The following is a 22,268-nucleotide window of genomic DNA, read 5'->3' on the forward strand; positions in this document are numbered from 1 at the left end:
CCTTGATTTCCCATGTCTATTCGTACCGCATCTCCGGCATTACTGGCCGCTCTGCTTTTCGGAGCTAGCACGCCGCTGGCCAAGGCGCTAACCGGTTCCGTTGCCCCACTCCTGTTGGCGGGCTTGCTCTATCTTGGCAGTGGCATCGGACTGGCGCTTGTGCTCGCAATCCGAAGAGCCTGGATCACGCCTGACCCAGGAAATGATGACGTGGGTATTCCGCGAGGGGAAGTGCCGTGGCTGATCGGCGCCATCCTCGCTGGCGGCGTAGCGGGGCCAGCGTTGCTGATGACCGGGCTCGTCTCAACCAATGCCGCTTCGGCATCCCTGCTGCTGAACGTGGAGGGTGTGTTCACGGCCGTCATCGCCTGGGTGGTGTTCAAGGAGAATGCTGACCGCCAGATTGTCCTGGGGATGATCGCGATCGTGGCCGGTGGCCTTCTGCTGTCTTGGCAGCCGGGCAGCCTGCAGATGTCAACCGGTGCGCTGCTTATCGTGGGTGCCTGCCTGTGCTGGGCCGTAGATAACAACCTGACCCGCAAGGTCTCCAGCAATGACGCGCTGCTCGTCGCCTGCCTGAAGGGGCTTGTCGCTGGGCTATGCAACACCACCCTCGCCTTGACGCATGGGGCGGTGTTTCCATCGGTCAGTACTGCGGCGGCAGCGCTGATCATCGGATTCGCCGGATACGGTGTAAGCCTCGCCTTGTTTGTGGTGGCGCTGCGGCTGTTGGGCACTGCGCGAACCGGGGCATATTTCTCTGTCGCCCCATTATTTGGCGTCCTGCTTGCGTTTGCGATCTGGCCTGAGGTGCCAGGCTTCGCATTCTGGGCGGCTTTGGCTTTGATGGCCTTGGGTGTGTGGTTACATCTGCGAGAGAGGCACGAGCATGAGCATACCCATGAGCCACTGGAGCATAGCCACTCGCATCGGCACGACGAACACCATCAGCATGAGCATGACTTCCCATGGGATGGGAAGGAACCCCACAGGCATTGGCATCGGCACGAGGTGATGGTGCACAAGCATCCACACTACCCGGACGTGCATCATCGCCATTCTCACTAGAGTTGCTTTGCCTCGGTTCTGCCTGGCAAAGGCCTCTATAGGTAAGAGGCTCTCGACATCCCGACGACTCAGCCGAATAGGCTCGTTGGGTCATCCGGTACGCCATGTCGTCGCTAACGTCTGCGCGGTCGTGGCACTCGGAAGTAGTCGATGCGCGTAGCGCGCAATCGGGAAATCGAAAGTACCGCGTAAGTTGATGCCTTCCAGCCGAGTCGGTGCGATCTGCCGTAGGTCCTCGGCACGCATGGATTCGCCGCCGAGAGCTTCTATCGCCTCCAGGGCGTGCTGCATGTGCAGTGTGTTCCAAGCCATCACGGCATTGGTCAGCAGCGTCAACGAGGACGAGACCGCTGCCAGGGACGCATCGTGTCGAGCCAACTCCAAGGGAATTTTTCCGTAATGGATGGCCCGCTGCACGGTATGCACAGCTTCACCGCGATTCAGGGCATGCTGCATCTCTTGGCGGAACGCGGAGTTGGTGAAATAGTCGACGAGGAAGATCGTACGGAATAGCCTTCCCAGATGCACGCCTGCCTCATAGACGTGTTGGCCCCGTGCCGCCGCGCCGAAACGTGTCAATGCCTGCACCGCCGTGCATTGGCCGGTCTGGACCGACGCCGCGATCCGGACCAGTTCATCCCAGGCAATTTCGATCAACACCAGCCGAACATCCGCGTCCGCGACCGCGGCCAGTTCTGACGGAACCGCATAGCCTTTGGGGACATGCAACCGGCGATCACGCAGATGGGAGAGCCGCGGGCAGAGATCGAAGCCCAGCAACCGTGACAGACTCATGGCGAAGTCGGTGTAGCCGTGGGTATCGACGGCGAGTTGCGTGACGTCTTCCCCGCCATTCTGACGAATCACGCCCTCGATGGCGGCACCCGCTTGTCTCTCATTCAAGAGGATCGGCTGGTCGTAGAAGATGCCCCATCGATCGCGGACATGGGTGTACATCCCAATCGACGCGGTACGTCGACGCGGGTCAGTCCGCGCTTGCCAGACCGAGCGCGTCGTCTCGAGCGACATCATGTCCGATGAGGCCAAGTCGGCGCGACCCCAATGCGTGGCGATGGGATGCTGATGCATGAAGACAAGCACTGCATCAGCGGATTTTCGCAGCTTCCGTTCGTCCGCGATACGTTGCATCATCTGGCGAATCGCGCTTGATGAGAGTTCCGGCACCATGCGGGAGAGATCTGCCGCAGACATCGACGTTCCGTGCGCGAGCACTGCGGCGTAGACCATGAGCAACTCACTGCGGGAATAAGGCTCTCTGCCCAGCAGCATCCAACTGAAATGAGTGTGGCTATCGATTTCCAGAAGGATCTCGGGTAATTGTCCTTCTGGATGCCGGTCAAACAGTGCACGCCGCAGGGCGTCAACCGAAGTCTCGGGCCGGTTCGCCTTGAGCGGTTCTAAATGGATGGCACTATCGATCTTCAGTTCGCCCCGCGCGGCCGCATCGCGCAGTCGGGCTAGCCCCGCGTCCAGATGCGCGACAACAGGTTCCAAAAATGCGTTGGCGTCCTGCGGCAGTTTGAGATGGCCATAGAAGTGGTTGCGCCGCGCCTGCCAATCCTGGCCGGATATCAGCATGGTGGCCTGGCTGCGGAAGGCGAAGCTGTGATCCAGGAATACCGAGCCATTACGTAGCGCCACGCGCAGCGCAAACAGCGTTCCCCATTCGAAGGCGGCCAGCGCTCGCCTACGGTCCTGCCCCTCCAGTATTGGCTGCCAGGCTCGCCCGAAACGCACAGTCCCCCGATTTGGTAGCCAGTCGGCCCTTCGTGCATAGAGATTGCGCAAAACCTCCATTGCCTCTATCGCGGGATGGGCGGACTGCGTGGCGAATGGAAGTCGGACTATCCTGGCCAACATGGCTCTGGCAACCCGATGCCTCGACAAGAGTTGCTCGCGAATCATGCCGGCACGGGTTCGCAGGTGCTGCTGGCTGGTTGCGGCGTCCGCCAACGCATCCAAATGTTGGCAGAGCGCTTCACGCGTGAGCGTGTCGTCAGCGATGAGCCCTTTGACGGCAGAAGCAAATTCTCGCAGCTTAGTGTCTGGATCCGGTCGGCCAGCGTCAATGAGTCGTCCGGCATCGTTGACGGATTTGCGAATCCAGTGGCGCAGCATGGACGACATCTGGTCCGTGGCAGCACACAAGGCATAGCGCAAAAAGCAAGCGGACTCCAGGCGGCGGGATTGTTGCACCACGCGTTTGCTGACCGAGGGCGGTCGATTCGCGCAACGTCTCGCGTAGTGCCGCACCACCGCCTCGTTGCAGACCGCCGGCCAGCGATGTTGGATGCCCAACTTGTACAGCCGCTCGATCTTGTCAAACAGCTCCCCCATTTGATGCGTGGAGCTTCGCAAGGGAACAGCCCACAGCCATTGCTGCAGACTCGATTGATTGCCTTCCGGGCGAGGTAGCAAGGCGCCCCACGCATCAAGCGATGCTTCCCCATAGGCGAGCACTAACGCGTCGGTCAATGAAGCCTCGGAGATCTCCACTGCCTGGCTGATGAGGCGTTTCAGCGCACGATCATGCGGAATCAGAACACGATGCTCGTACAGCCACCGCTTCAGCTCGTGCAGCATGTCACTGCGATTGGGTTGTCCAGCCAATCGCTCCTTGAGCCAACGCGTCACGTAGCGGCGCTGATGCTCTGCCATCGGGCTGAAACCAAGCGCCTGATAGGCGAGCATCTGATGGTCTACCAGTGTGTCGGTGCGTCCGTCATACAGGGCGCTCAGTGTGCCCATATCCGGCGGAGCGATGCCGAGTTGGGCGCCCACATAAGCCCAGAGAAATTTCGGCACCTGCTTGGAGGCGTCAAGGGTGCGCCCCGTCATACGGACAAAACCGATATGGACGGCACAGGCCAGCCGATACAGGTGACTGCGCCGCGCGTCGATCAGCGCGCGCTCTTTGGGGGAGAAGGTGAAGAATGTCGCAAGCTCGAACTCGCTGAGCTCGCGCGGCATCTGCCGCATGCCGAGATACGCCAGTTGCCAGTGATCCATCGCGCTTGCTCCCAAGCAGTAGACGGACCGCCGAGATTAGCGGCAAGAAGACCGAGACGCAACGAGACGCCGACTAAGAGGCTCTCAAGCCACTTGCGAAACTGAAAATCATGAGTCAGCAACTCATTGATTTACATGACTATCGTGTTCGTCTCTGCCCGGAAACCCGCATGAGTGCTTGGGGTCGCTATCCCGGCAAACTGCAGCACAATCAAGGGCACCCCAGATACTGCGGATCGGCGGGCACCGGGCCATCTAGAACGGCGCTCTGCCTGCACCAAGGCACGCGCCCATCCCGTTTCCAAGCGATATCGATCGTAATCGGTAGTGCAGCGCCGGCTGGGATGGCGGCACAGCACACGCCACCGCCACCGCCAGAAGTCTTTGACGAAACCTCGATGTTGCCGCCGCCGGCCCCGTTGACGGTAAAACTGCCGATGTAAGTATCCGTGTAGTTGTAGCCGACGATGGTCAGCCCGCTCATGTTGGCCGGCAGGCGATTGTGGGGGGTAATCGGAGGCATCCGGTCATCAACGCCCGAAACCGTGCCCGCCGCGGCGCCAGGCGATATCGCCAACACCAGAAGCCCAAACAGCACGGCTCCGAGGAAATTTGCAAATCCGTTAACTCGTGGCGACTTCATAGGCCGTTAATTCCTATCTATTCGACGCGCACAGCGGCCGCGTCCGCCAACGCATAGCACATGACCCTAACCTGGGCGCTACTGATGCCAGCGCTTACGCGCCCGCTCCTCTCTCGCTTGCCGGCTTTTCCTTCGTCGAATTGCACGGCCTTTCCTCCAAGCCGAAAAGCTCTTGACGAACCGGGAGGAGATCCCCCAGCCGTAGTCGATCAACCACACAAGCGCGAACAAGGCGATCACGATGCCGACGAGTATCAGTACGTCGACCAGCGTCTGCTCCCACGACACAAACCGCCCAATACCGCTGCTCCCATGTCTCATTGACGTCTACCTAAGATCGATCTCGAAAGAGCCGGTATGATCGGCACGCCTCGTCCTGGTTTCCCTGGACTATCTCGGCAGCATGTTTACTTGCATGTCGGTGATGGGCCCACCTTGGTAGTCGAATCCTGCGCACACCTCTATCCTGCCAATCTGCCATCGGGCCTCACAGCGCCCGTAGTCGAGCATCCAAAACTGATAGCGGTCTCCCAGCAAATCGACTGCCTCTCCCAGGGTCAGCGAGACCAGACGCAGAGGGTCGAGCAGCACCGCCAAGACTTTCCTCTCCCGCTCGTTCCTTTCCGCCTGTAGTCTTCGCAGCCGGCGCAACCGTACATATCGAAAAAGCACCCATGCAAGCAGGCAGCCGACAGCTACCGGCGTGGAGACCGCCACGCGCAAGACCTGCGTCTCCACGGAAAGTACCTCGGGAATATGCATAAGCTGTTTGGGGTGAGTAACGTAATTGTGCCGAGATCCGTGGTGGCTGTGCAACTGAGAAAAACAACGCTCTTTGCACGATACGTCAACAAAAAAAAAGAGCCCCGACTCTCGATGAGTCGGGGCTTCTCTTACATCAACACAGGGCCAACTGGGCCTGCTTGATCGCGTGGTTTCCCCACGCTTCGCGCGCCCTGCCCGGCAGTGCCTCGGGGGGCACAGAGCGGGCCAGTACGTCTCGGACATCATAAGCGTCCGTCAATCCCAGTCGGTCCTTGAAGGCGGTGCGCCTCGCAATGTCATCGTGCTCTACCTTCTGCGAATGCGATAGCGTGAGACATCCAAAATGCAGGTACCAGCGGTACCCCGCCGTGATAGACCCAGGTCGGTTGCCCGCGTCATGCATCGCCAGCAGGCGCTCGACTTCGAAGTCAACAATGAATGCAGCCGATTCGGCATCGACATCGAATTGCTGCTCTGTGGGGAGATCCAGTACCGCACGACCGTCGGACGTCGTGACGATCGCTGGCGCACAGCAACTCCCCTCGGTGAGAGATTCTCGCATCGGGTCACGCAGACCAGTCCAATCCGCGCACGGGGCCGACTCATCCCAACCGTCCCCTACGTGAAGAAATCGCGCGGTCGGAATAGGCGTCGGCGCGACTTCAGGCACATCCGGAATGTCGTATCGTATCCCTCGCGCACGAATGTCGCGCAGATCGGCCCAAGCCGCAAAGGGCCTTGCCACGCCGTTCAGAGACTGCATCGCATCAACGGCTATCATCAGGTCGACTGGCAGCAGCCGGAACTTCGGCGCGTCACCCGCAGCTGCCGCTCGTCGCTCTTCATCGAAGTCCAGCTGCAGCATGAAACGAGTCAACTGCCGCAGCATCGCCGGATGATACGTGTCAGGCTGGATTTTGATATAGCCGCCTCGAATTGTCCGGCCAATCCAGTGTCGACGCTCCCAGTCATGGCGCGTAGCTCGAATGAAGCAGTTGAGCCGATGCAGGCCACGAGCATAGGCATAGCGTTCGTCGAATGCGATCATGTTGGCGAGGCTCTTGTCCTCCGCCATTTGGCACACGTGACATCCGAGACGGGCGCCGCACCTGCCCTGCTTTCTTGCCGCTCCATCGAGGATCGCGTCGGCCACTACGGCGCAGCTGGTGCCAACCGAATGCGCATAAATCCGGCGCATCTCTTCGAAATCCGAAAAGCCCGGCAAAGCACCGGACCCATAGAGGGCGACCGCCTCCCAGACATCGTCGTCGGACCACCGTGCGATCGGGCTGACAACCCAGTCGCCATCCTTGTTCTGCATGGCCGCATGATCCGACTCCCCTCGAGAACGCATCGCCGCCGCCCGCCTGGCGCTCTCGTCATACCGCGTTCCTAGGCAAGTTACCGGAGGTGGTAGACCTTTCGCCGCAAGGTCTCGGAATAGCTTTCGTCGGAACGCCCGCTGCGGACTGATCTTCAGGTCGGTACTGCAATCGCCGTGCGTCCCAGGAAAGCTTGGCAAGGCCCGGCCGGATAACACTTTCAACTGAAAGGTTGCGGCCATGGACGGTTGAACCACCTTGACGATAACCTTGAAGTCGTGATCCCTGCCGTACTGATGCATCCGGCGCAACTCCGCCCGGTAATGATGCGAGACCTCTGGCGATTCCACGAGGGTGTCGCCCGTCGTCGCAACAATGATCGGCGTGCCACCTGCCGCGCGATAAAGCATCGCAGCGTGCAACACCAATGCCGCTACGACACTGCTATCTTTGCCGCCGCTGAACGCAACGACAATGGGATGCCGTGCGTGCAACAGAGCGGTGATTATCGCGAGGGCGTTGTCGATCTTCTTCTCGATCGGCTCGAAAGCGCCTTGGGGAAATAATGAAATGGTTTCCATGATGGTCCTGAATGGACCAACGCCCAACGGGCGCTGGTCCCGTTGGGTTGGAAGGAAAGAAGCCTGCGATGACGCAGGCGTTATGAGACGTGCTGGAGCGACTTCGCTCAAACCAGCTTGCGGTTAGGGGGCAGCAAACCGAATTTCGCGAGCGCCTTCAAATTGGTCTCGACGTACGTCACCATGCCGTCGATCTTGACGGCAAGATAGTGGTCAAAGCACGCGGCGTCCTGCGACACCTCCACGCTTTTCGCAGCGTGGAACACCTCGAGAAGTTTCTCGCGATCCACATCGGCCCCCTGCCATCCGAATATACGGATGAATGTGTGGACCTTGCGGCGCCTTGGCAACAACTTTTCGGCCACTTCGGCCGTGACGAACACTTTTGACATGACTAGTAACAGGGCTACGCCTGTGTGATTAACGGATCAGGAGAGCTCAAAGGCAGCCCTTCGGAAGGGGATAAAATCCGACCGGCATTTCGGTTTCGGCGTCGATGCCGTACTGGCAAACGGGTCCAGTGCCGCAATTGCCGCCGCCACAAATCTGTTGGCAGTAGCTCTCGATGCCATCGGCTCGGAGTTGGGCAAAAATATCTTCATGACATTCGATGGCCATTGGAGACAAAAGAAAAGCCCGCTCCCTTTCGGGAAGCGGGCATACGGTTAATGAATGGCGCCGATCTACTGGAGCGCCAGCGCAACGACATCGATGACGCCGTCGGCGTCGTCGACCAGGTCAGGAGTCTGCGAAATATAGAACTCCCGCTGATAGCCACCGATCCGCAGCACCTCCCGCTTCATCTTCATGAAGGCGCGCTTACGCTCCGGATCCAACGGACCATCCGCCTCGTCAGTGAACAGTGTTTGGAAAGGCTGCTGCGCGTCCTGCGCCCGATAGAGGGCGATTCCGCGCGTCAGGCACTCGTTGATCCAGACTTTCTGTCCCCCTGACATCACACCAAACTCCTTTGTGGTGTCGTTGTCAGCGTCAATCACGTTGAGGGAAAAGCCCTCACGCAGCTCACCGCTGGCCAGCGCTGTCTGCGTCTGGATCGCGATGGTGAATCGCGGTCCATAGCAAGCCAAAAGCAAGTCATTGACGATCTGCGTGATGGCGGGTCCCGCGTCATCAATGGACAACGCGATCACACCATCGTTGCCAAGGCCTTTCGCGAGCAGCTTCCATTGCGCAATCTGGTCGGACAGCGCCTGGACCTTGGCCTCGATTGCCGGCATACCAGCAAGCTCGACCTCAAGACGCTCACGCTCGGCCACCAACATGCTCTCCTGCCGAATCAATGCTTCGATCCGGCCGGCGATCGCAGCGACAGCCTCCCGGCTGGCTGCGATCTGGCGGTCCATCTTGGCAAGCATGCCGGTCACGTCTTCCGTGGCCAGCGTCGCCAGTTCCCGACAGACCGCAGCGACTTGGAATTGCACGTCCGCGATATCGCGCTTCTGGCGCGCTACGCGTGAAGCATCCTCCTCGGCCAGCGCTGTCAGGTCCCGTTCGGCGTGTGCCAGTCCTTCGCGCGCGGCATCCAGCAGTGGCTTCTTGGCGGCCATCGCTGTGAGTCGCTGCAGCAGTTGCTGATCGCGAACCAGGTGGGCCTCCAATGCCGACAAGGCAGCACGTGCCGTGGCTCGCTCGGATAGCGGGCCTTGCATCGATTGCACCTGTTCCTGCTTCTTTCGATAGCTTTCACGCAGTGCTTTGACCGACACCACCTGCTCTCCAAGCCTCGCTTTTGCTGTACGAGCCTGTGCCAGCAACGGACAGTTCGCGTGCATGGGATCCTCACGGCATGGCACCGTTTCAATGACCTCGGCTTGCAGTTTCAAGGAATCGGCCAACTTCGCGCCGGCAATGCCTTGCTGTTCCAGGCCCTTCAACTCGGTACTGAGCGCTGCATGCTCGACCTGGACTGCATCGAGCTTCTCCACGATAGCGCGCTGGCTGACAATTTCCTCCTGCCTTCGGCCAATAGCCATCTGCAGAACGTCACGCTGGCCAGACGCCGCCTCAATGTCAGCGGCCTCCGCCAGTACCGCGCGATGGCCTGCCACCTGCCGATCCAGATCGCTCCGGCGTGTCAGGACACGTCCCGAAGCGGCCTGCTCGTCGCTGGCCAGCGATGCCGCACGCTGGTCCAATTCGCCCTTGCGCTGGTTCAGTTCCCGCAACCGCGCTTCGGTACCGGCATTGGCGGCTTGCTTCGCCGCCAGCGTCGCGCGCTCCTGCAGCAGCTTGGCTGCATTTGCACTCTCACCGTCACGAGCATTGCGCTCCGCATCCAGGCTTTCGCCTATCTGCCAGATCTCCCGAGCCACCACCGCGGCACGATCACGCTTGCCCGTTAGGGTCAGCACGTCGCGCTGCAGGGTGTCGAGCGAGCGGGTCAGCAGCTTGGCCACCTCGCCCGCCTTCGCAGACAGGTCACGCAAGTGATCGATCCCCAGCAACTCGGCGAGCAGCTTCTTGATCTCGCCGGGCTGATAGCTCGCGAGGGGCCGCCTGTTTTGGGCAGAAAACACGCTCGTGAAGAACGCCTCTGGAGACCCGAGGACGGCTTCGAGACACCGGTTGTAGGTATCCGCCTTGCCGTCCGAAAGCGTGCCGTCTGCCAACTGCACAGGCTTCCACTCACCCGCGGCGTCTTTCTCAAACAGGTAGTACTCGGCCTTGCGGCTCTTGCCCGGATTGCGAAACGCGAACGCGGAGCGGTAGGTCTTGCCGCCGTGCTCCCATTCGAGGTCCTTTTCCGCGCGCGGGGCGCAGAGATGGTCCCAGTACGAGAACGCGTCGGCCGACATCTTGCTGGCGTGGCTTGGCATGACGGGAAACGGATGCAGGTTGTCCATGATCGTTGTCTTCCCAGCCCCGTTGGGGCCGACAAGGGCAATCAGGCCGACCGGCAGCGTCGACAGATCCACCGTGACGCTATCCCGATGCATGCCGTCTCGGATCCCGTGGAATCCGGAAAGCGTCAGCTTCAGTGGGCGCATTCGGACACCTCCAGGCCGGTGAAAGAATGGAGATAGTCGGGCGGCACTTCCATCGCGTCGTCCGAATAGTCGGGCATCTCGGCCAGCACAGGGCGATCCTGTTCCGGCTTGCCCTCGATGGCGCGCTCGACTGAGCGTCGCGCAGCGGAAAACTGCTTGCCAGCAAGCTTCATCACGGCGTCCCAATCCTGCTCGCCAGTGAGGGCGCGCAGTTCCTGCTCGCTCCACTGTGATGCCAGGCCGTTGGAGAACGACCAGATCAAGTCCTGCAGTTCCTTGGACGGGGCTACGGCGAAGAAGGTGTTGCCACCCGCCTCACCCAAGGCCATCACTAGCATGTGGTCGCGCTTGGCGATCACGGCGCCGCGGCCGGGGCCGAACGGCTCATACATCGTGCACGGCGTAAAGCCGTGCTGCTCGCAGAGGCGCTTGGCCATGTCCGAGCGGTTGATAAAGGTTTCCTCGACAAAAAGCCACTCGGGGCCTGCGTGGTAAAGAATCATCTTGCACTCCAGGGATATGACGGAGTGCGCCCCGGACGGGAAGCACCCGTCTGGGTAAGTAAAGAAGGAAATGGATACTGCTGGGTCGATGCGCCGGTGGCGCCGGTAAAACCAGATTTCGACAGCCTCGCGGGCTGTCGGAACATGGCTTTCGCATGTTCTAGGGATTGGCGTATTGCTACGCAAAAAGATCGTCGGTCAGCCAGTTCATCGGTGCTGACGCAGTGGCAATGGGCGCTACTGGCTCCGCCGCCGCGACCGGGAATGCCTCGGGTGCGGCGCTCGGTTCCTCGAGCTCCATGTCCGTCAGCTTCGCAACGAACGGTGGCGCAACAGCTTCTACGGCGCCGACCTTCTGCGTAACGGGCATGGACATTTCATCAAGGCCAGCCAGCACCTGATCGGCTATCGCCTGGGCCTCGAGGTTTTGGAGCATCGACAGACTGTCCAGCAACGGATTTGCATCGACACCGGTCAGTTCGCACCAACGTCCCAGCTTTGCGGACAAAGTGGCCGCCCGGCTGATGCCTTCAGCGCGGCTGCGAACAGCCGGCAGGACACGTGCTTCCAGCTTGACCTCGGCACTGCCGACAAAAAGCGCCTCGATGGCTTCGCGATCGACCAGTTGGCGATGCTCCTCATTGACCGTCCACCGCACCCGCACGAACTTGTGCGCTGCGTCCGCGGCCATCTCGGCAAGTTTTGCCATGTCAGGCGGCCCGTCGAAGTCGATGCAGACGGTCTCGCTCGCGGGTGTCTTCACCGGGATAGCCACTGCCTCCCCCGGAGATACCTGCCACTGAAGATAGCCTTTCGCGCCGATTTCGCCGTAGTGGAACCGTCCGATAGACCCGGGATAGGCCACCACCCTGCCCTCACGTTCCCACTGCTGGGCACGGTGAATGTGGCCGAGCATGAACGCGTCGCAGTGAGCCTCGAACAGTGCCCCGATAGTGAACTCGTGGTCGAGTCCGGCCATCGGCACGCCGTGCTCCGTCTGGCAACCGTTGACGGTGCCGTGGGAAACGCCGATCGTACGGACGCCGTGTGAGCGCCATTGACGATTCACAGTGCCCGCGGCAGCCAGATAGTCAGCCAGGTGGTCGCCAACCGCCGTCGCGGCGTTTGCCACGCCGGCCGCGGCCGCCAGCACCGCCTTGTTGACCGTGGGTACGCAGGTGAAGACGACGTCTGGTAGCCCTTGCTGGGTCAGCAGCTTGTCCATTTCCGCATGGCTGAAGATCGCGCCATCGCTCGGAATGAATGTCCGGCCAACGAGCGCGACCTGGTGAATCCGGTCTGCAACGTATACCGGGAAGCTTGCGCCGATCAGTCGGAACAGATCCAGCGTGCCTGGGGGCTCGTGGCTGAAGGTGCCTTGAAGCATCACCACAGGCATGTGCACGGATAGCTGGTGAATGCGTCGCGCCAGCGCGGAGAGCGCCGGCGTGTGGGCATCCAACCGGTGGTCGGTCGAGTCGCCCGACACCACGGCAACCCGGCAACGATTTGCGATCGCGTCCTCCACCGCAAAGCCAAAGCAACGATCTGCCTCGGCCAAATGACCAGGGGAGTAGTGCAAATCAGAGAAATGCGCAGCCAACAGGCTTTCGCCATCTTCGAGCATTGTGGAACCTCCAAGGGAATGTGCCGGCATGCGGCAAGAAAGAAGAAAGGGAAGCCCATGGGCTCCCCTCAACTGCCGGCACAAGGCTGGCGATAGTTATGTAGCGACGTCAGCGGCGATAGCCGCTACGTGTTCACGGAAGGCAGCGGGCTTGGTCAGCGCAGTGCGAAGTTGAGCCAAGAACCCCCGCACATCCTGTTCCCGCTTGGACCAGCCGCGCCCGAAGGTCGCCGCTGCATAAGCTTTCAACTGGCGGGCGCCGTCCTCGCTATTGAGCCCAAGGCGCTTCACGAGATCGAGATACTCGCTCTCCAGGTCCTCAGTACCCGCCGTATCGGATGGGGGCACCGAACCCGCGGACTGAACTACGCCGCTTTCCGACGTACCGGTCTGCGGCGCCTCGATGGTGCCGTCATCGACCGACCCGTGGTCGGGCCGAACCTCCCTATCCCCTTCCAGCATGGAAACGGCCTGTTCTGCCATCTCCAATGCCGGCGGGCGCCGATCCGAGCCATCAAGCAATGCCGCGATATCGATTTCGGCGTCGAGCGTGATCAGCCACTGCATCTGCCGCACCGGCTTGCCGGTGTCATCGATGCGGCTGATCTCAAGCTCTTGCTTGGACATCCAGAACTTGGCGCCTACGAGCCGCCCTCGCGCCATTGCCACGGTCTGCATAGCCGCGTGGGCTTTTTGCAGGACGTAAATCGAGGTGGTGGGCATTTCGATGAGCCCGAGTCCGGAGATATGCGGAATCGCGAAGAAGAAGCTCGCAGACAGGTTGCAATGGCCGCCTTGGTACTGGGGACATTCCTGCGGATCGCACAATCCATCCTGAATATCATTGTCCTGCCTCAGGATGACGGTGCGACCGCCCCAGGTGCGCTTGGCACGATTGGCGCGCTCATCGCGCACCGGAGGTGCGTACATCTTGCAGTAGCGCCTGCCGTCACGGCCATATTCCGAGAAGTACTGCCTGCCGCTCTTCGTCCATGCAACGAGCTGGTTGGGCATGTTGCTCAGCCAGTCGTCGAACGCGAAGACCACGGGAAAACGCCAGAGGCGATGTCCGTTGCCGTCGTTGCGATCTTCGCCGTAGCGTTGGACGATGTCTTCGGCCAACGCCGGGTTGGCGAAGTCAGATGCACGGCAGGTGAACCAGGGAACGTTTTTCGGCACGAGCGGCGTCTTGATGCCTGTCGCCCGCGTGATATCGCCTTCGATGCGCTCGAAGCTGTCGCCCCGCGCGAGACCAGCATCGTGGATCTTCACGGCTTCGAGCTTGTCGCGCGCAGCTTTGGTGAGGACCTTGATGCCGGGTCGGATCTTGCCAATGATGGGCGGCCGCATGGGCCGCTCTTCTAGCAGGCTTCGGCGTCCGCCGGGCTCGCTGTAGGTGATGGGTGCATGCATGCGTTCTTTCTCCTGTCGAGGAAACGAACGACGTTGGCCCGGATGGACGCAGCATGCTCCCGAAGGCGCAGGGCTGTGTCGGCCCCGCGCTGGGTCGTTACGCGATTAAGAAAGTCGTTCTGTGCGACTTCCGGAAGACTGGCGACATATGCCGCCTCACAAAGGGATCGCCAAGCCTGCGGCATGTCCCTGTACTCGGGACGGCGCAAATTCAGCGTTGCCGCGATCGCGGCGGAAATCTCGGCGTTCTGGTGCATGAGCTTCTCCTGAAGATCGAGGTCTCTCACCAGAAACAAAAAAAGCCCGCCCCGGTTTGCGCCGGCAGCGAGCTTTGATGTCAGGAACCCGAACTGCCACGCCCCTTCCGGGGGCGTGGCACTCGGGGAGCGGCGCACTAGTGCGCGCGGCTCAATGTTGAGGACGTAAAGTCGCCCTCGTGCAGCATGGTCACGCTGCACAACAACCCTTTTCGCGAACCCACAGGTTCGGCCGCAGGTTCACGGATCGGCTCGACGTCTGCCGTTCTGCCTAGGAGGGGCCTTTGAGAGAGCTCCACATGGTCCCAGGCTCGAACGGTGTCCAGCGTGCGCTCATGAAGAGGCACAGCGAGAACGCGTATTACGAGCTGATGAGGGGAAGTGTTCGGCGAAAACACTTAGCACAAGAGATATCCACACTGGTAGCCAACCAGTCGGCGCGTGCGCAAATGCACGACTTGAACAAAGAGATGGACTCGCCAGGAGTCAGAGTCGATGCGTCGATGACGCTAGGTGTGAAAGCATTGTGGCACAGGACTTTCTTTCAAAACTGACGAATGCTCGGCTATTTCGCGTAGCTTTCGAAGTCATGTGGTGTCCGTTCTTGTCCGACAATTCCGAGTGAGAGAGCATCCGAAAACATGGACAAATGGCCGAACAGGATCCACCCAAGAAGCCCGCTACCGGGCTCAGGCCCATCGAGCGCCTGAACAGTGAGGAACGCCTCAGCCGACTGACACCGGCAACGGCATCCGCAACCAACCACGAGTACTGCTCAAAGTTCGCTCGGGACTTCCTGGACGCGCATTTTTACTTTTGCTCGTCCAAATTTGTCGTCGCGCGCGGCGGTAAGGTCAAGGCACTTGACGAGGCATTCCGAGACGCGGAAGCGTGGTACGCCAAAGCCTTGGAGTGGATCGGAAACAAGGATCAGGTCGAGATCCCGCTGTTTTACGAGTCGCGGGAAGTGCAGGTGTCGCATTCGTTTGCCGGTCGCCTTCTCCGGCTGCTGATGCAATACGACAGGCTCTTCGCGGAAACCCTCTACGGCCTGAACTGCGAATCCATCCCGGCTGACGCGCGCGAGAACACGACGGCAGTGGCCGCCAAGCGAATCAAGGCCATCCAGCAACTCTGCATCCCGGACACCGACAAGTTCGCTCCGGACGGCACCCTCCTCAACTCTTCCCGGAGCCAGAACCATGGACATGCGTGAGATCGAGCAGCTGCATGCTCAGTACGCCCAACCCGCCCTGACCATCGACATCTCGCCCTCACCGGCACGCTCGTCGACGCCGCCGTTGTGGCTTGGCAACGATAATAGTGGCGGCTTTGGTAAGGAAGCATCGGCTCCCGCCGGTGGAAACTTGTCCGTGCCTCCGCGTGCGTTGTGGGCAGCCGTCTTCGTCGTGGGCGCCGCCGCAATGTTCCTCATTGGCAGTTCCATGGGCAAGCGCGACGCCCGTACCCATAGCTCGGACGGGCCCGCCGCAGCCGTCACCGCGTCGGAAGCAGGGCCGTCTGCGGCTTCCCAGGCAGAGCCCGAACCGCATTCGCACGAATGGCCCGTGCGCGGCGATGCGAACAATGTCACAAGCCCAACGCCGGCATCTGGCGCGGCGCCACTGGCGGCAGCAGCTGACACCCCGAGAATCACCCTGCCTTCGCAGGAACCTGTCAAACCGATTGCGCCCGCCCCGAAGCCAGCCCCCGCGCCTGCAGCGCCTGCAGCGGCGGCCTCCGCGCCGGCGAAAGCCGCAGCGCCCGTCGTGCCTGCGCAGATCGCCCGTCCAGCCGTATCGCCGCAAGCCGCCCCCAACCGCGAAATCAAACTGTTCTAAGAGAGCGTCCCATGACGATGCCAAGTACTCCAACTTTCAGCGTCCTGCGCGCCGGCATGAGCATTCACGGCGATCTCGTTTCGGAGGACGGCTTCACCTGCCTCGCCCTCGTTACCGGCAACGTCAGGGCCAGCCACGGCCTGTTGCATATCGGTCGTGGCGGGGTCGTCCATGGCGACGTGGAAGGCGAACACATCATCATCGACGGCACCGTAGAAGGTGACGTCAAGAGTCGGGTCTCCCTCAAGATCAACGGCCGCGTGATCGGCCGCATCTTCTACGCCGGGACCATCCGGCTGGGCGAAAACGTGACGCTTGAAGGCAGCTCCATCACTCGGGTGCCCGCTGTGGGCTACGTGGCGTCCCCCCAAAAGGAGGATGCGCCCGCTATCCACATCGATGACCCGGAGGTCCCCGGTACTGCGGCGTAAGGAAGGAACATGTTCCTTTCAAAAAACGCGAAAGCGACCGTCTGAGACCACTCTTTCAAAGACAAAAGGCCCGGCAACGTCAGTTGCCGGGCCTTCTTGTTTAATAGACACGCCGCAGCGTCATCAGCTCCGCTTGCGTGAACACACCTGGGAACGTGATCCAGGGGAAATCGATGGCATTGGCGGGATCCCTGAAGGACAGGTAGGGAAAATCGCCATCCAACTGTATGCGGAAAATCCGTCGGAGCCGATCCTTGCCTCTGACTTCGTAAAGCACCCCATGTATCAGATCGAAGACAACGGCGCCTTGACTGAAACTAGCTGACGCGCCCCGATTCTGTTGGTATCGCAAGTCCATCCACGTATCGTAACTGAGGGTAGTCAGGCGATCGCGGGTCTGGACGAGCCAAGAGGTATATTGCCCGGTGAACCGCTCCTTCTGCAGGCTGGATAGTTCAATGGTTTGGTGCATGAGTCGGTCCTGTACTCGCTGCACCCTGTTCCCTGCCGTGCTACGGCAAACGTACTCGCCCCGTAGCCCGGCGATTGCGGCATCGCCTCCGCGAAACAGCCATCGCGGATAACGTGAATAGAAATCAATGTGGAACATGGCAACGAGCAAAAGAAAAAAGCCCCGGGCTGTGCCGGGGCTTTAAGACCTGAAACGACCACTCCATTACCAAACAACGGCAACGGAGCGGCTCGCTTGAGGGCGGATAGAAGAGACGCTCGAAGTTGCTTATGCAATCTCCGCGAGTTCGAGGGCTGCGTCCCAGGCGCGCTGCTTGAGAAATGCGCCCGCGCCGAACCATGCAGAGTCCAGCCGATTACCCGGCGAGCGGGCTCGCTGCTGGTGGTCGACGTACTCGGTGACGCTGTTCACCAAGCCCCAAGCAGTGCCCGATGCAGACTCCAGCGCAGCGCCGCGGCCGGCCCCGTCGAAAAGACTCAGCACGGCTTTCAGGCCACGCTCGTTCATTCTTGCAGGCGCATCGGCACCATCCCTCGCCGAGGAATAGGTAAAGAGGCGCTGGAAGAACCGCTCGGACTCGGCCTTGCTGACCTTACGGTCTGCGAGGCTGTGCATGTTGGCCATGAAACCATCCCACGACGAAATGGCAATGCCGAGCTCTTCTTTCACCGCACGCGGATCGAACTGGCTACGATGCGGCACCTTGACGGCGCCACGATTGCGACCCAACGCGATCTGCAGCGTGTTGTTGCAAACCACGCGGACCGAGGTGAACTGCGCCGTGGTCGCCAGCGTGCCATCGCAGGCCGTGGCCAGCAGCAGGTAGCCACGGACCTCGTCACCACCCTTGAGGAGCGCTGACTGTCCCGTACGGGCGAGCGCCCAGAGCTTGCGACCCTCTTTCAACACGCCTGCAGTCTCGAGCTGATAGCCGCCCACCTGCACGAGGTCTCGATAGAACTCCAGGATCTCTGCAGGCTGAACAACCTGGTACCGCTGAGATACCGTCGACAGCGGCTTGCCGTTGTCCGAGCGGTACAGGACCTTCTGCTCGGGAAACGACTGGATGGGATCCAGGTCATGGGAACCAACGCGGTACATAACGTTGGTCTCCTCAATGCGCCAGTTCATGCCGGCGGCTTCGGCCCAGACTTCGAGGGGCTGATGCTCCGCCAGGCGGTTGCCCAGACCGTGCCAGGGGGTTGCGCCGGCGTACGCCATGGTTTGAACCAGATGGGACATAAAATTGCTCCTAAAAATGGGAATGCGAGCGACAGGCTGTGCTGACGCTCGAAGGTGGAAATGAAGGGAGAAAGAAATGGAGACCGTGCTTGTGCGCGGTCGGGGATGCGACGCTCGCCATGAACCGCCTACGGCGACAAATGACAACGCGCCGTGTGGCTACAGCAAGGTGGATTGCATGGGGATCGGGAAGATGCCCACGGAGCCGTCCCGACAGGGAATGCTCCCTGTGGGCGGTTTCAAGAGATGGCCGGCGGTGCCGGCGTAGGGTCGATGCGTCGGAGACGCGGGTAAAACTTTGTTTGGACTGAACGTATTCACTGCAAACAAAGCTCTGGTGGTACGGGAAAGCCTATCGCAAGAATCTTGAGCCGAGCCTGCGAAAGCTACGGATTTTTGATAGCCAAATCGAGAATATCCCCCAGCCGGATTCGGCTGGGGGCAAACAATCAAGCGGTCACCTCGGGGGCGATTTGCGCAATGCGTGCCCGCGCATAGTTGAGCGTGCCGTCCTTTGCACGCAACGGCCGCGACATGCGCTTCACCGGATCATAGATACGGTAGCGCGTGACATTGCCCCGACGCTCGTCGACGAGCTGGGTAAAGCCGGCCTCGATGCAGAAATCGACGTACTCGCGTCCGTTCATTTGCTGACCGGTCTCGAGCCTGTAGGTCGTGCTTTCCGCCAACGATATTGCATCGGCCATCGAACGTTCAGCGCGCTTGCGCGCTTTGTCGATGGCTTCATGTGCTTCCCATTGCGCTTGCTCGTCTACTGAGAACCCACATAGCTCGAAAAGCCGACGACGGCGCTCTGCCGCGCTGCATTGCAAGACATCGACACCGAGTTCGTCACGCAGAGCGCGCTTAGAGTCGGTATTCCAGTCCTTGGGGCCGTCGAAGATGTGGAGTACTGCCGCAACATTGCGCTCCATGACCGCGAGCGCCACCCGGTTGGCCCAATCGTATCCATAACCGGCCCGGTAGATTGCGGCCGCCTTGGTCTGACGATCAAACTCGCGCTGGCTGATTTTCTGCCCTTCGCGCTCCTCAGCCGCCTTTTTCATGGCTTCCTGGTACTGCCGCTCGCTTATCAGACCGTGGATTCGCGCCGCCAGTTTGGTGGCCGGCCGTGCATTCTCACCTTCGAGGGGCTTGGGCGTGGGCATCGTCCGCGGAGGAACAATTCCGGCCGCGAAAAGAGCGTCATCGACAGCCACGTAGCCACCGTCACTCGGCACGTTACGCACTGCTGCGAGCAGTCTGGGAGCGTTGTGCGGCGTGATCTCCAGCTTCTCCCCGCGCATGACCTGGCAGAGCGCTTGCAGCACGCTGGACGACAGGGCTCCTCGCAGGGCCGGCACTTCGATCAAGGGCTGCATCCAGAACTCGGACCGCGCATGGTGCGGATTGTCGCGGTAGGTATTGATGATGCAATCCCGCACCTTCTCTCCGCGCATCAGCGCGTAGGCGACATGTACCTCATGCCGGCAGTTGGGACTCGCGGCCGGGTGATACAGCGGGCCATTCGTGCCATAGCCGAAGCGGCGGACAAATTCACCGCAAACGAAGCCTGCGATATCGAACGCTCCGCGATCCTCAAACAGATCTACCGTCTGGAACAGCGGACCTGCATCGTCGTGAGACATGTCGATAGCCTCCTCGGGGAAATACGCCAAGCGGCCAGCGGCCACCACGGCGCCCCAGGCGGCGCGGCTCATCTCGTGTGGGCGCAGGATCTTGCCGCCGACACGAACGATAAACCGATCCACCTCGTCGAGGATCATCGAAAGGATGGCCCGCCGCGTGCCAACGGGTCGAACGGCAAAGTTTCCGCCGGCCAGTCGAACCACTGGAATTGCGCCGCGTTCGACATGGCGCACTGCGATATCTTCGACGCGTGGCGCTGCCTTCCCGTCTCTATCTTCATTCAGGTACTGCAGCACGCCGGCGAGCGTGGTGCGATGCTCGGCGCGTTGGCCGATATGAATCACGTACATGGGGAGCTCCAGGACGGAGCATGCCCCTTCGGGGACATGCCCCGAATGGGTTGGAAAAGAATGACCTATGCAGGCACGCCCGCTTTCGCGTCGTGGATTGCCTGCAGGAGGTCGACAGAAGTGATGCGCCAGACGGCCCCGCGAGCGTTGCCTACGGCAAGCGTTCGAGTCGGTTCGAAACAATCCGAATCGAGCAGCGCGACCACGGTGGACATAGGCAAGCGCCACAGGCAGACGATCACCTCATTGTCCGCAAGCGTTTCGCTGGGGACGTTGCTCGTGAAAGTCTCGTAGAGATCGCCGGTCTTCGTTTCGACCAGCGACAGTGCAGCGCGATCGTTGACGGCATAGAGTTCCACTGCGATGCGCAATGGACCAGGCGATCCGGCCAGGCCGGCGCCGTCGATGGTGATGGGCATAGGGGTCTCCCAGGCCCACCGCCTTGCGGGATGGGCCCGCAAGGGTTAAGGAAGGGGTCAGGCAACCGCAGCGGTGCGCCGATCGGATCTGCTGCGACTGGCCACGACCCGTGCCGCAGCGACTTCCGTAAGGATTTCGGCGTCGACAATGCGCCAGACTTCACCCTGGTCAAACCCGACCTGGTTCCAACGGCCGGTTTGCACGAACTTGCCGGTCTCAAGCAAGGCAGCCTTGAGATCGGTTGGCAGATTCCAGTCGCCCGTAACGAGGAACTCGTCGTCGGCCAGATTGGCATCGGGCAGGTTCACCGACAACACGCCGTAGGGCATTTGGTCATCGGCGCAAACCAGTGAGAAGGCTGGGCGTAGGTTGGTGGAATAGACACTGGCACGAAGCAGCACGCCAGCAGGATAGCTGGCCAGGCCTGCGCCATAGACAGTACGGCTCATCGGGATACTCCTTTAGTGGGGAGACGCCCCGACGGGACGACGCCCGTGTGGGAGGGAAAACGAAAAAACGCACCCCGAGAGGTGCGTTCAAGCGGTGAGCCGACGAATCGGCTCCTGAGAAGGAATTGCCTCAGCCGTTGCGGTCGAGGTCTTCGAGCATGCGCTGGCGATCGGCATTGCGTTGAACCCACATGCCGAAGGCGGCCAAACACAAGGCAAAACCAAGAACAAATGGTCCAAACATCACTTCTCTCCTTTCGCCAAGACTGCTCCTAGCGCAAATAGTACAGCAGCACCGAGGAGTAGGCACGCGGCGTTAATCACGACCGTGGCATTGATCGATTGCACGCCGGCAACGTATCCAGCGAAGCCAACGGAGCAGGCTGCGGACAGCGTATGGTAATAGCGACCATATGCCTGCATCTGATCCTTGGTTGGGTTGGTAAGGGCGTCGGCCAGCCGACTGAGCCAACCGTCGCCGGTGGCATGCTCGGTGTCGAGCCGATAGACAGCGTCCACCATGTGCACCAGCGGAACGGAACTGCCCCGTTGATGGGCCACGAGCGCATAGCCCTCGCCGGCATCGACCGCAGCTGTGACACGTGCCGCCATCCGCTTGGGAAGCTCGACAGTGTCATCCGTATGCAGCGTGGCAAACGCCGTGGTTTCTTCTCCGGAAGTGGAGTTGAACGTGACCTTAATCAGTCGACTCATGGCGTACTCCTTTCAACCGCGACGCCCGGCCACCACGCGAAGCGTGGCGACGAGGTTCGCGTAGCCCTGGTCGCTGGCCAACGATTCGACGGCGACAGCGTTTTCACGGCCGCCGGTCAAATCTTCACGGTTCCGACAAGTCCGGTACGACATGAGCACACCGCCTTCGGCGCCGGCGGGATGCTTGATCTCGACGAGCAACGAATCGGTGTGCAGCGCGAACACGTCGACCTCGCGGCGACGCTGACGATGCTCCCTGATCGTGAAATCGCGTGGGCGCAACGCCATGTCTCCGGCGACGCGGCGCAGAACGCGGCAAGCATCACGACGGATCTCCTGGCATGCCGCGGTGTTGGTCGACGGATGCCGACGGGTAAAGGATTTGGGGATTTTCATGGATATCCTGGATAAGGACGGGACATCCTTCCCCACGGGACGGTTGTCCCAGCTGGGTTGGTAGTCCGGCGATGCCGGACATGGTC

General features: G+C 60.9%; 21 protein-coding genes. 4 read left to right on the forward strand and 17 right to left on the reverse strand.

Annotated features, from left to right (window positions below; all coding sequences use genetic code 11):
- Positions 1-12: 12 nt before the first annotated feature.
- A complete protein-coding gene (gene cnrT, locus RMET_RS31160) occupies positions 13-1,068 on the forward strand; it encodes a nickel diffusion facilitator CnrT (protein WP_011239965.1) in 1,056 nt (351 codons plus the stop codon).
- A 90-nt stretch (positions 1,069-1,158) separates the two neighbouring features.
- Here cnrT and RMET_RS31165 read toward each other — a convergent pair whose 3' ends face one another.
- From RMET_RS31165 to RMET_RS34060, 10 genes are all read right to left on the reverse strand, one after another.
- Positions 1,159-4,098, reverse strand: coding sequence for a Tn3 family transposase (locus RMET_RS31165; RefSeq protein ID WP_011239964.1), 2,940 nt, complete (start codon positions 4,096-4,098; stop codon positions 1,159-1,161).
- A 211-nt stretch (positions 4,099-4,309) separates the two neighbouring features.
- Complete coding sequence (locus tag RMET_RS31965) at positions 4,310-4,696, reverse strand: DUF3304 domain-containing protein (RefSeq protein WP_198162178.1); 387 nt, start codon at positions 4,694-4,696, stop codon at positions 4,310-4,312.
- A 435-nt stretch (positions 4,697-5,131) separates the two neighbouring features.
- Entirely contained in the window at positions 5,132-5,503 is a 372-nt protein-coding gene (locus RMET_RS31180) for a hypothetical protein (protein WP_017510401.1), read from the reverse strand.
- A gap of 136 nt (positions 5,504-5,639) precedes the next feature.
- Positions 5,640-7,409: a phosphoadenosine phosphosulfate reductase domain-containing protein gene (locus RMET_RS31185; RefSeq protein WP_029310261.1), complete on the reverse strand. Its 1,770-nt coding sequence runs from the start codon at positions 7,407-7,409 to the stop codon at positions 5,640-5,642.
- A gap of 107 nt (positions 7,410-7,516) precedes the next feature.
- A complete protein-coding gene (locus RMET_RS31190; RefSeq protein ID WP_011239962.1) occupies positions 7,517-7,801 on the reverse strand; it encodes a hypothetical protein in 285 nt (94 codons plus the stop codon).
- Between the two features lie 291 nt (positions 7,802-8,092).
- Entirely contained in the window at positions 8,093-10,417 is a 2,325-nt protein-coding gene (locus tag RMET_RS31200; protein WP_011239961.1) for a sbcc family protein, read from the reverse strand.
- Entirely contained in the window at positions 10,405-10,920 is a 516-nt protein-coding gene (locus tag RMET_RS31205; RefSeq protein WP_011514882.1) for a hypothetical protein, read from the reverse strand. Before RMET_RS31205 ends, RMET_RS31200 begins: the two co-directional genes overlap by 13 nt.
- Positions 10,921-11,098: 178 nt before the next feature.
- Entirely contained in the window at positions 11,099-12,547 is a 1,449-nt protein-coding gene (locus RMET_RS31210) for a metallophosphoesterase family protein (RefSeq protein WP_011239960.1), read from the reverse strand.
- Positions 12,548-12,643: 96 nt separating this feature from the next.
- On the reverse strand, positions 12,644-13,960 hold the full coding sequence (locus RMET_RS31215) for a recombination directionality factor (protein ID WP_011239959.1): 1,317 nt from the start codon (positions 13,958-13,960) through the stop codon (positions 12,644-12,646).
- Positions 13,909-14,217 carry a DUF7696 family protein gene (locus RMET_RS34060; RefSeq protein ID WP_035822786.1) on the reverse strand — a complete coding sequence of 103 codons (309 nt, stop codon included), beginning with the start codon at positions 14,215-14,217 and terminating at the stop codon, positions 13,909-13,911. The genes RMET_RS31215 and RMET_RS34060 overlap by 52 nt, the downstream gene beginning before the upstream one ends.
- Before the next feature lie 649 nt (positions 14,218-14,866).
- On the opposite strand from RMET_RS34060, the gene RMET_RS31230 reads away from it, so the two are divergent.
- The 3 genes from RMET_RS31230 to RMET_RS31240 are packed head-to-tail and all read left to right on the forward strand — an operon-like array spanning position 14,867 to position 16,489.
- Positions 14,867-15,433, forward strand: coding sequence for a hypothetical protein (locus tag RMET_RS31230; protein ID WP_011239958.1), 567 nt, complete (start codon positions 14,867-14,869; stop codon positions 15,431-15,433).
- Complete coding sequence (locus RMET_RS31235; RefSeq protein WP_011239957.1) at positions 15,420-16,058, forward strand: hypothetical protein; 639 nt, start codon at positions 15,420-15,422, stop codon at positions 16,056-16,058. Before RMET_RS31230 ends, RMET_RS31235 begins: the two co-directional genes overlap by 14 nt.
- A gap of 11 nt (positions 16,059-16,069) precedes the next feature.
- Positions 16,070-16,489 carry a bactofilin family protein gene (locus RMET_RS31240; RefSeq protein ID WP_011239956.1) on the forward strand — a complete coding sequence of 140 codons (420 nt, stop codon included), beginning with the start codon at positions 16,070-16,072 and terminating at the stop codon, positions 16,487-16,489.
- Between the two features lie 100 nt (positions 16,490-16,589).
- Here the strand turns inward: RMET_RS31240 and RMET_RS31245 are convergent, their stop codons facing one another.
- From RMET_RS31245 to RMET_RS31275, 7 genes are all read right to left on the reverse strand, one after another.
- A complete protein-coding gene (locus RMET_RS31245) occupies positions 16,590-16,961 on the reverse strand; it encodes a hypothetical protein (protein ID WP_231138459.1) in 372 nt (123 codons plus the stop codon).
- A gap of 267 nt (positions 16,962-17,228) precedes the next feature.
- Positions 17,229-18,203: a DUF932 domain-containing protein gene (locus RMET_RS31250; RefSeq protein WP_011239955.1), complete on the reverse strand. Its 975-nt coding sequence runs from the start codon at positions 18,201-18,203 to the stop codon at positions 17,229-17,231.
- Positions 18,204-18,652: 449 nt separating this feature from the next.
- Complete coding sequence (locus RMET_RS31255; RefSeq protein WP_011239954.1) at positions 18,653-20,203, reverse strand: hypothetical protein; 1,551 nt, start codon at positions 20,201-20,203, stop codon at positions 18,653-18,655.
- 65 nt (positions 20,204-20,268) lie between these two features.
- Positions 20,269-20,622: a hypothetical protein gene (locus tag RMET_RS31260; RefSeq protein ID WP_011239953.1), complete on the reverse strand. Its 354-nt coding sequence runs from the start codon at positions 20,620-20,622 to the stop codon at positions 20,269-20,271.
- Between the two features lie 57 nt (positions 20,623-20,679).
- Positions 20,680-21,072 carry a hypothetical protein gene (locus RMET_RS31265; RefSeq protein WP_011239952.1) on the reverse strand — a complete coding sequence of 131 codons (393 nt, stop codon included), beginning with the start codon at positions 21,070-21,072 and terminating at the stop codon, positions 20,680-20,682.
- A gap of 243 nt (positions 21,073-21,315) precedes the next feature.
- Positions 21,316-21,786 carry a hypothetical protein gene (locus RMET_RS31270; RefSeq protein ID WP_011239951.1) on the reverse strand — a complete coding sequence of 157 codons (471 nt, stop codon included), beginning with the start codon at positions 21,784-21,786 and terminating at the stop codon, positions 21,316-21,318.
- A 12-nt stretch (positions 21,787-21,798) separates the two neighbouring features.
- Positions 21,799-22,182 (reverse strand): hypothetical protein, encoded by a 384-nt coding sequence (locus tag RMET_RS31275; RefSeq protein WP_011239950.1) that lies wholly within the window; start codon positions 22,180-22,182, stop codon positions 21,799-21,801.
- Between the last annotated feature and the right edge of the window lie 86 nt (positions 22,183-22,268).

This window comes from Cupriavidus metallidurans CH34, from assembly GCF_000196015.1.
Classification (GTDB): domain Bacteria; phylum Pseudomonadota; class Gammaproteobacteria; order Burkholderiales; family Burkholderiaceae; genus Cupriavidus; species Cupriavidus metallidurans.

What these genes read in the sequence shown, in the direction of transcription:
- RMET_RS31230 (WP_011239958.1), top strand. Translation starts at nt 14,867, where the DNA reads ATGGCCGAACAGGATCCACCCAAGAAGCCCGCTACCGGGCTCAGGCCC.
- RMET_RS31255 (WP_011239954.1), bottom strand. Translation starts at nt 20,203, where the DNA reads ATGTACGTGATTCATATCGGCCAACGCGCCGAGCATCGCACCACGCTC.
- RMET_RS31190 (WP_011239962.1), bottom strand. Translation starts at nt 7,801, where the DNA reads ATGTCAAAAGTGTTCGTCACGGCCGAAGTGGCCGAAAAGTTGTTGCCA.
- RMET_RS31180 (WP_017510401.1), bottom strand. Translation starts at nt 5,503, where the DNA reads ATGCATATTCCCGAGGTACTTTCCGTGGAGACGCAGGTCTTGCGCGTG.
- RMET_RS31205 (WP_011514882.1), bottom strand. Translation starts at nt 10,920, where the DNA reads ATGATTCTTTACCACGCAGGCCCCGAGTGGCTTTTTGTCGAGGAAACC.
- RMET_RS31185 (WP_029310261.1), bottom strand. Translation starts at nt 7,409, where the DNA reads ATGGAAACCATTTCATTATTTCCCCAAGGCGCTTTCGAGCCGATCGAG.
- RMET_RS31265 (WP_011239952.1), bottom strand. Translation starts at nt 21,072, where the DNA reads ATGAGCCGTACTGTCTATGGCGCAGGCCTGGCCAGCTATCCTGCTGGC.
- RMET_RS31250 (WP_011239955.1), bottom strand. Translation starts at nt 18,203, where the DNA reads ATGTCCCATCTGGTTCAAACCATGGCGTACGCCGGCGCAACCCCCTGG.
- RMET_RS31270 (WP_011239951.1), bottom strand. Translation starts at nt 21,786, where the DNA reads ATGAGTCGACTGATTAAGGTCACGTTCAACTCCACTTCCGGAGAAGAA.
- RMET_RS31245 (WP_231138459.1), bottom strand. Translation starts at nt 16,961, where the DNA reads ATGCACCAAACCATTGAACTATCCAGCCTGCAGAAGGAGCGGTTCACC.
- RMET_RS31240 (WP_011239956.1), top strand. Translation starts at nt 16,070, where the DNA reads ATGACGATGCCAAGTACTCCAACTTTCAGCGTCCTGCGCGCCGGCATG.
- RMET_RS31165 (WP_011239964.1), bottom strand. Translation starts at nt 4,098, where the DNA reads ATGGATCACTGGCAACTGGCGTATCTCGGCATGCGGCAGATGCCGCGC.
- RMET_RS31260 (WP_011239953.1), bottom strand. Translation starts at nt 20,622, where the DNA reads ATGCCCATCACCATCGACGGCGCCGGCCTGGCCGGATCGCCTGGTCCA.
- RMET_RS31200 (WP_011239961.1), bottom strand. Translation starts at nt 10,417, where the DNA reads ATGCGCCCACTGAAGCTGACGCTTTCCGGATTCCACGGGATCCGAGAC.
- RMET_RS34060 (WP_035822786.1), bottom strand. Translation starts at nt 14,217, where the DNA reads ATGCACCAGAACGCCGAGATTTCCGCCGCGATCGCGGCAACGCTGAAT.
- RMET_RS31210 (WP_011239960.1), bottom strand. Translation starts at nt 12,547, where the DNA reads ATGCTCGAAGATGGCGAAAGCCTGTTGGCTGCGCATTTCTCTGATTTG.
- RMET_RS31275 (WP_011239950.1), bottom strand. Translation starts at nt 22,182, where the DNA reads ATGAAAATCCCCAAATCCTTTACCCGTCGGCATCCGTCGACCAACACC.
- RMET_RS31235 (WP_011239957.1), top strand. Translation starts at nt 15,420, where the DNA reads ATGGACATGCGTGAGATCGAGCAGCTGCATGCTCAGTACGCCCAACCC.
- RMET_RS31215 (WP_011239959.1), bottom strand. Translation starts at nt 13,960, where the DNA reads ATGCATGCACCCATCACCTACAGCGAGCCCGGCGGACGCCGAAGCCTG.
- cnrT (WP_011239965.1), top strand. Translation starts at nt 13, where the DNA reads ATGTCTATTCGTACCGCATCTCCGGCATTACTGGCCGCTCTGCTTTTC.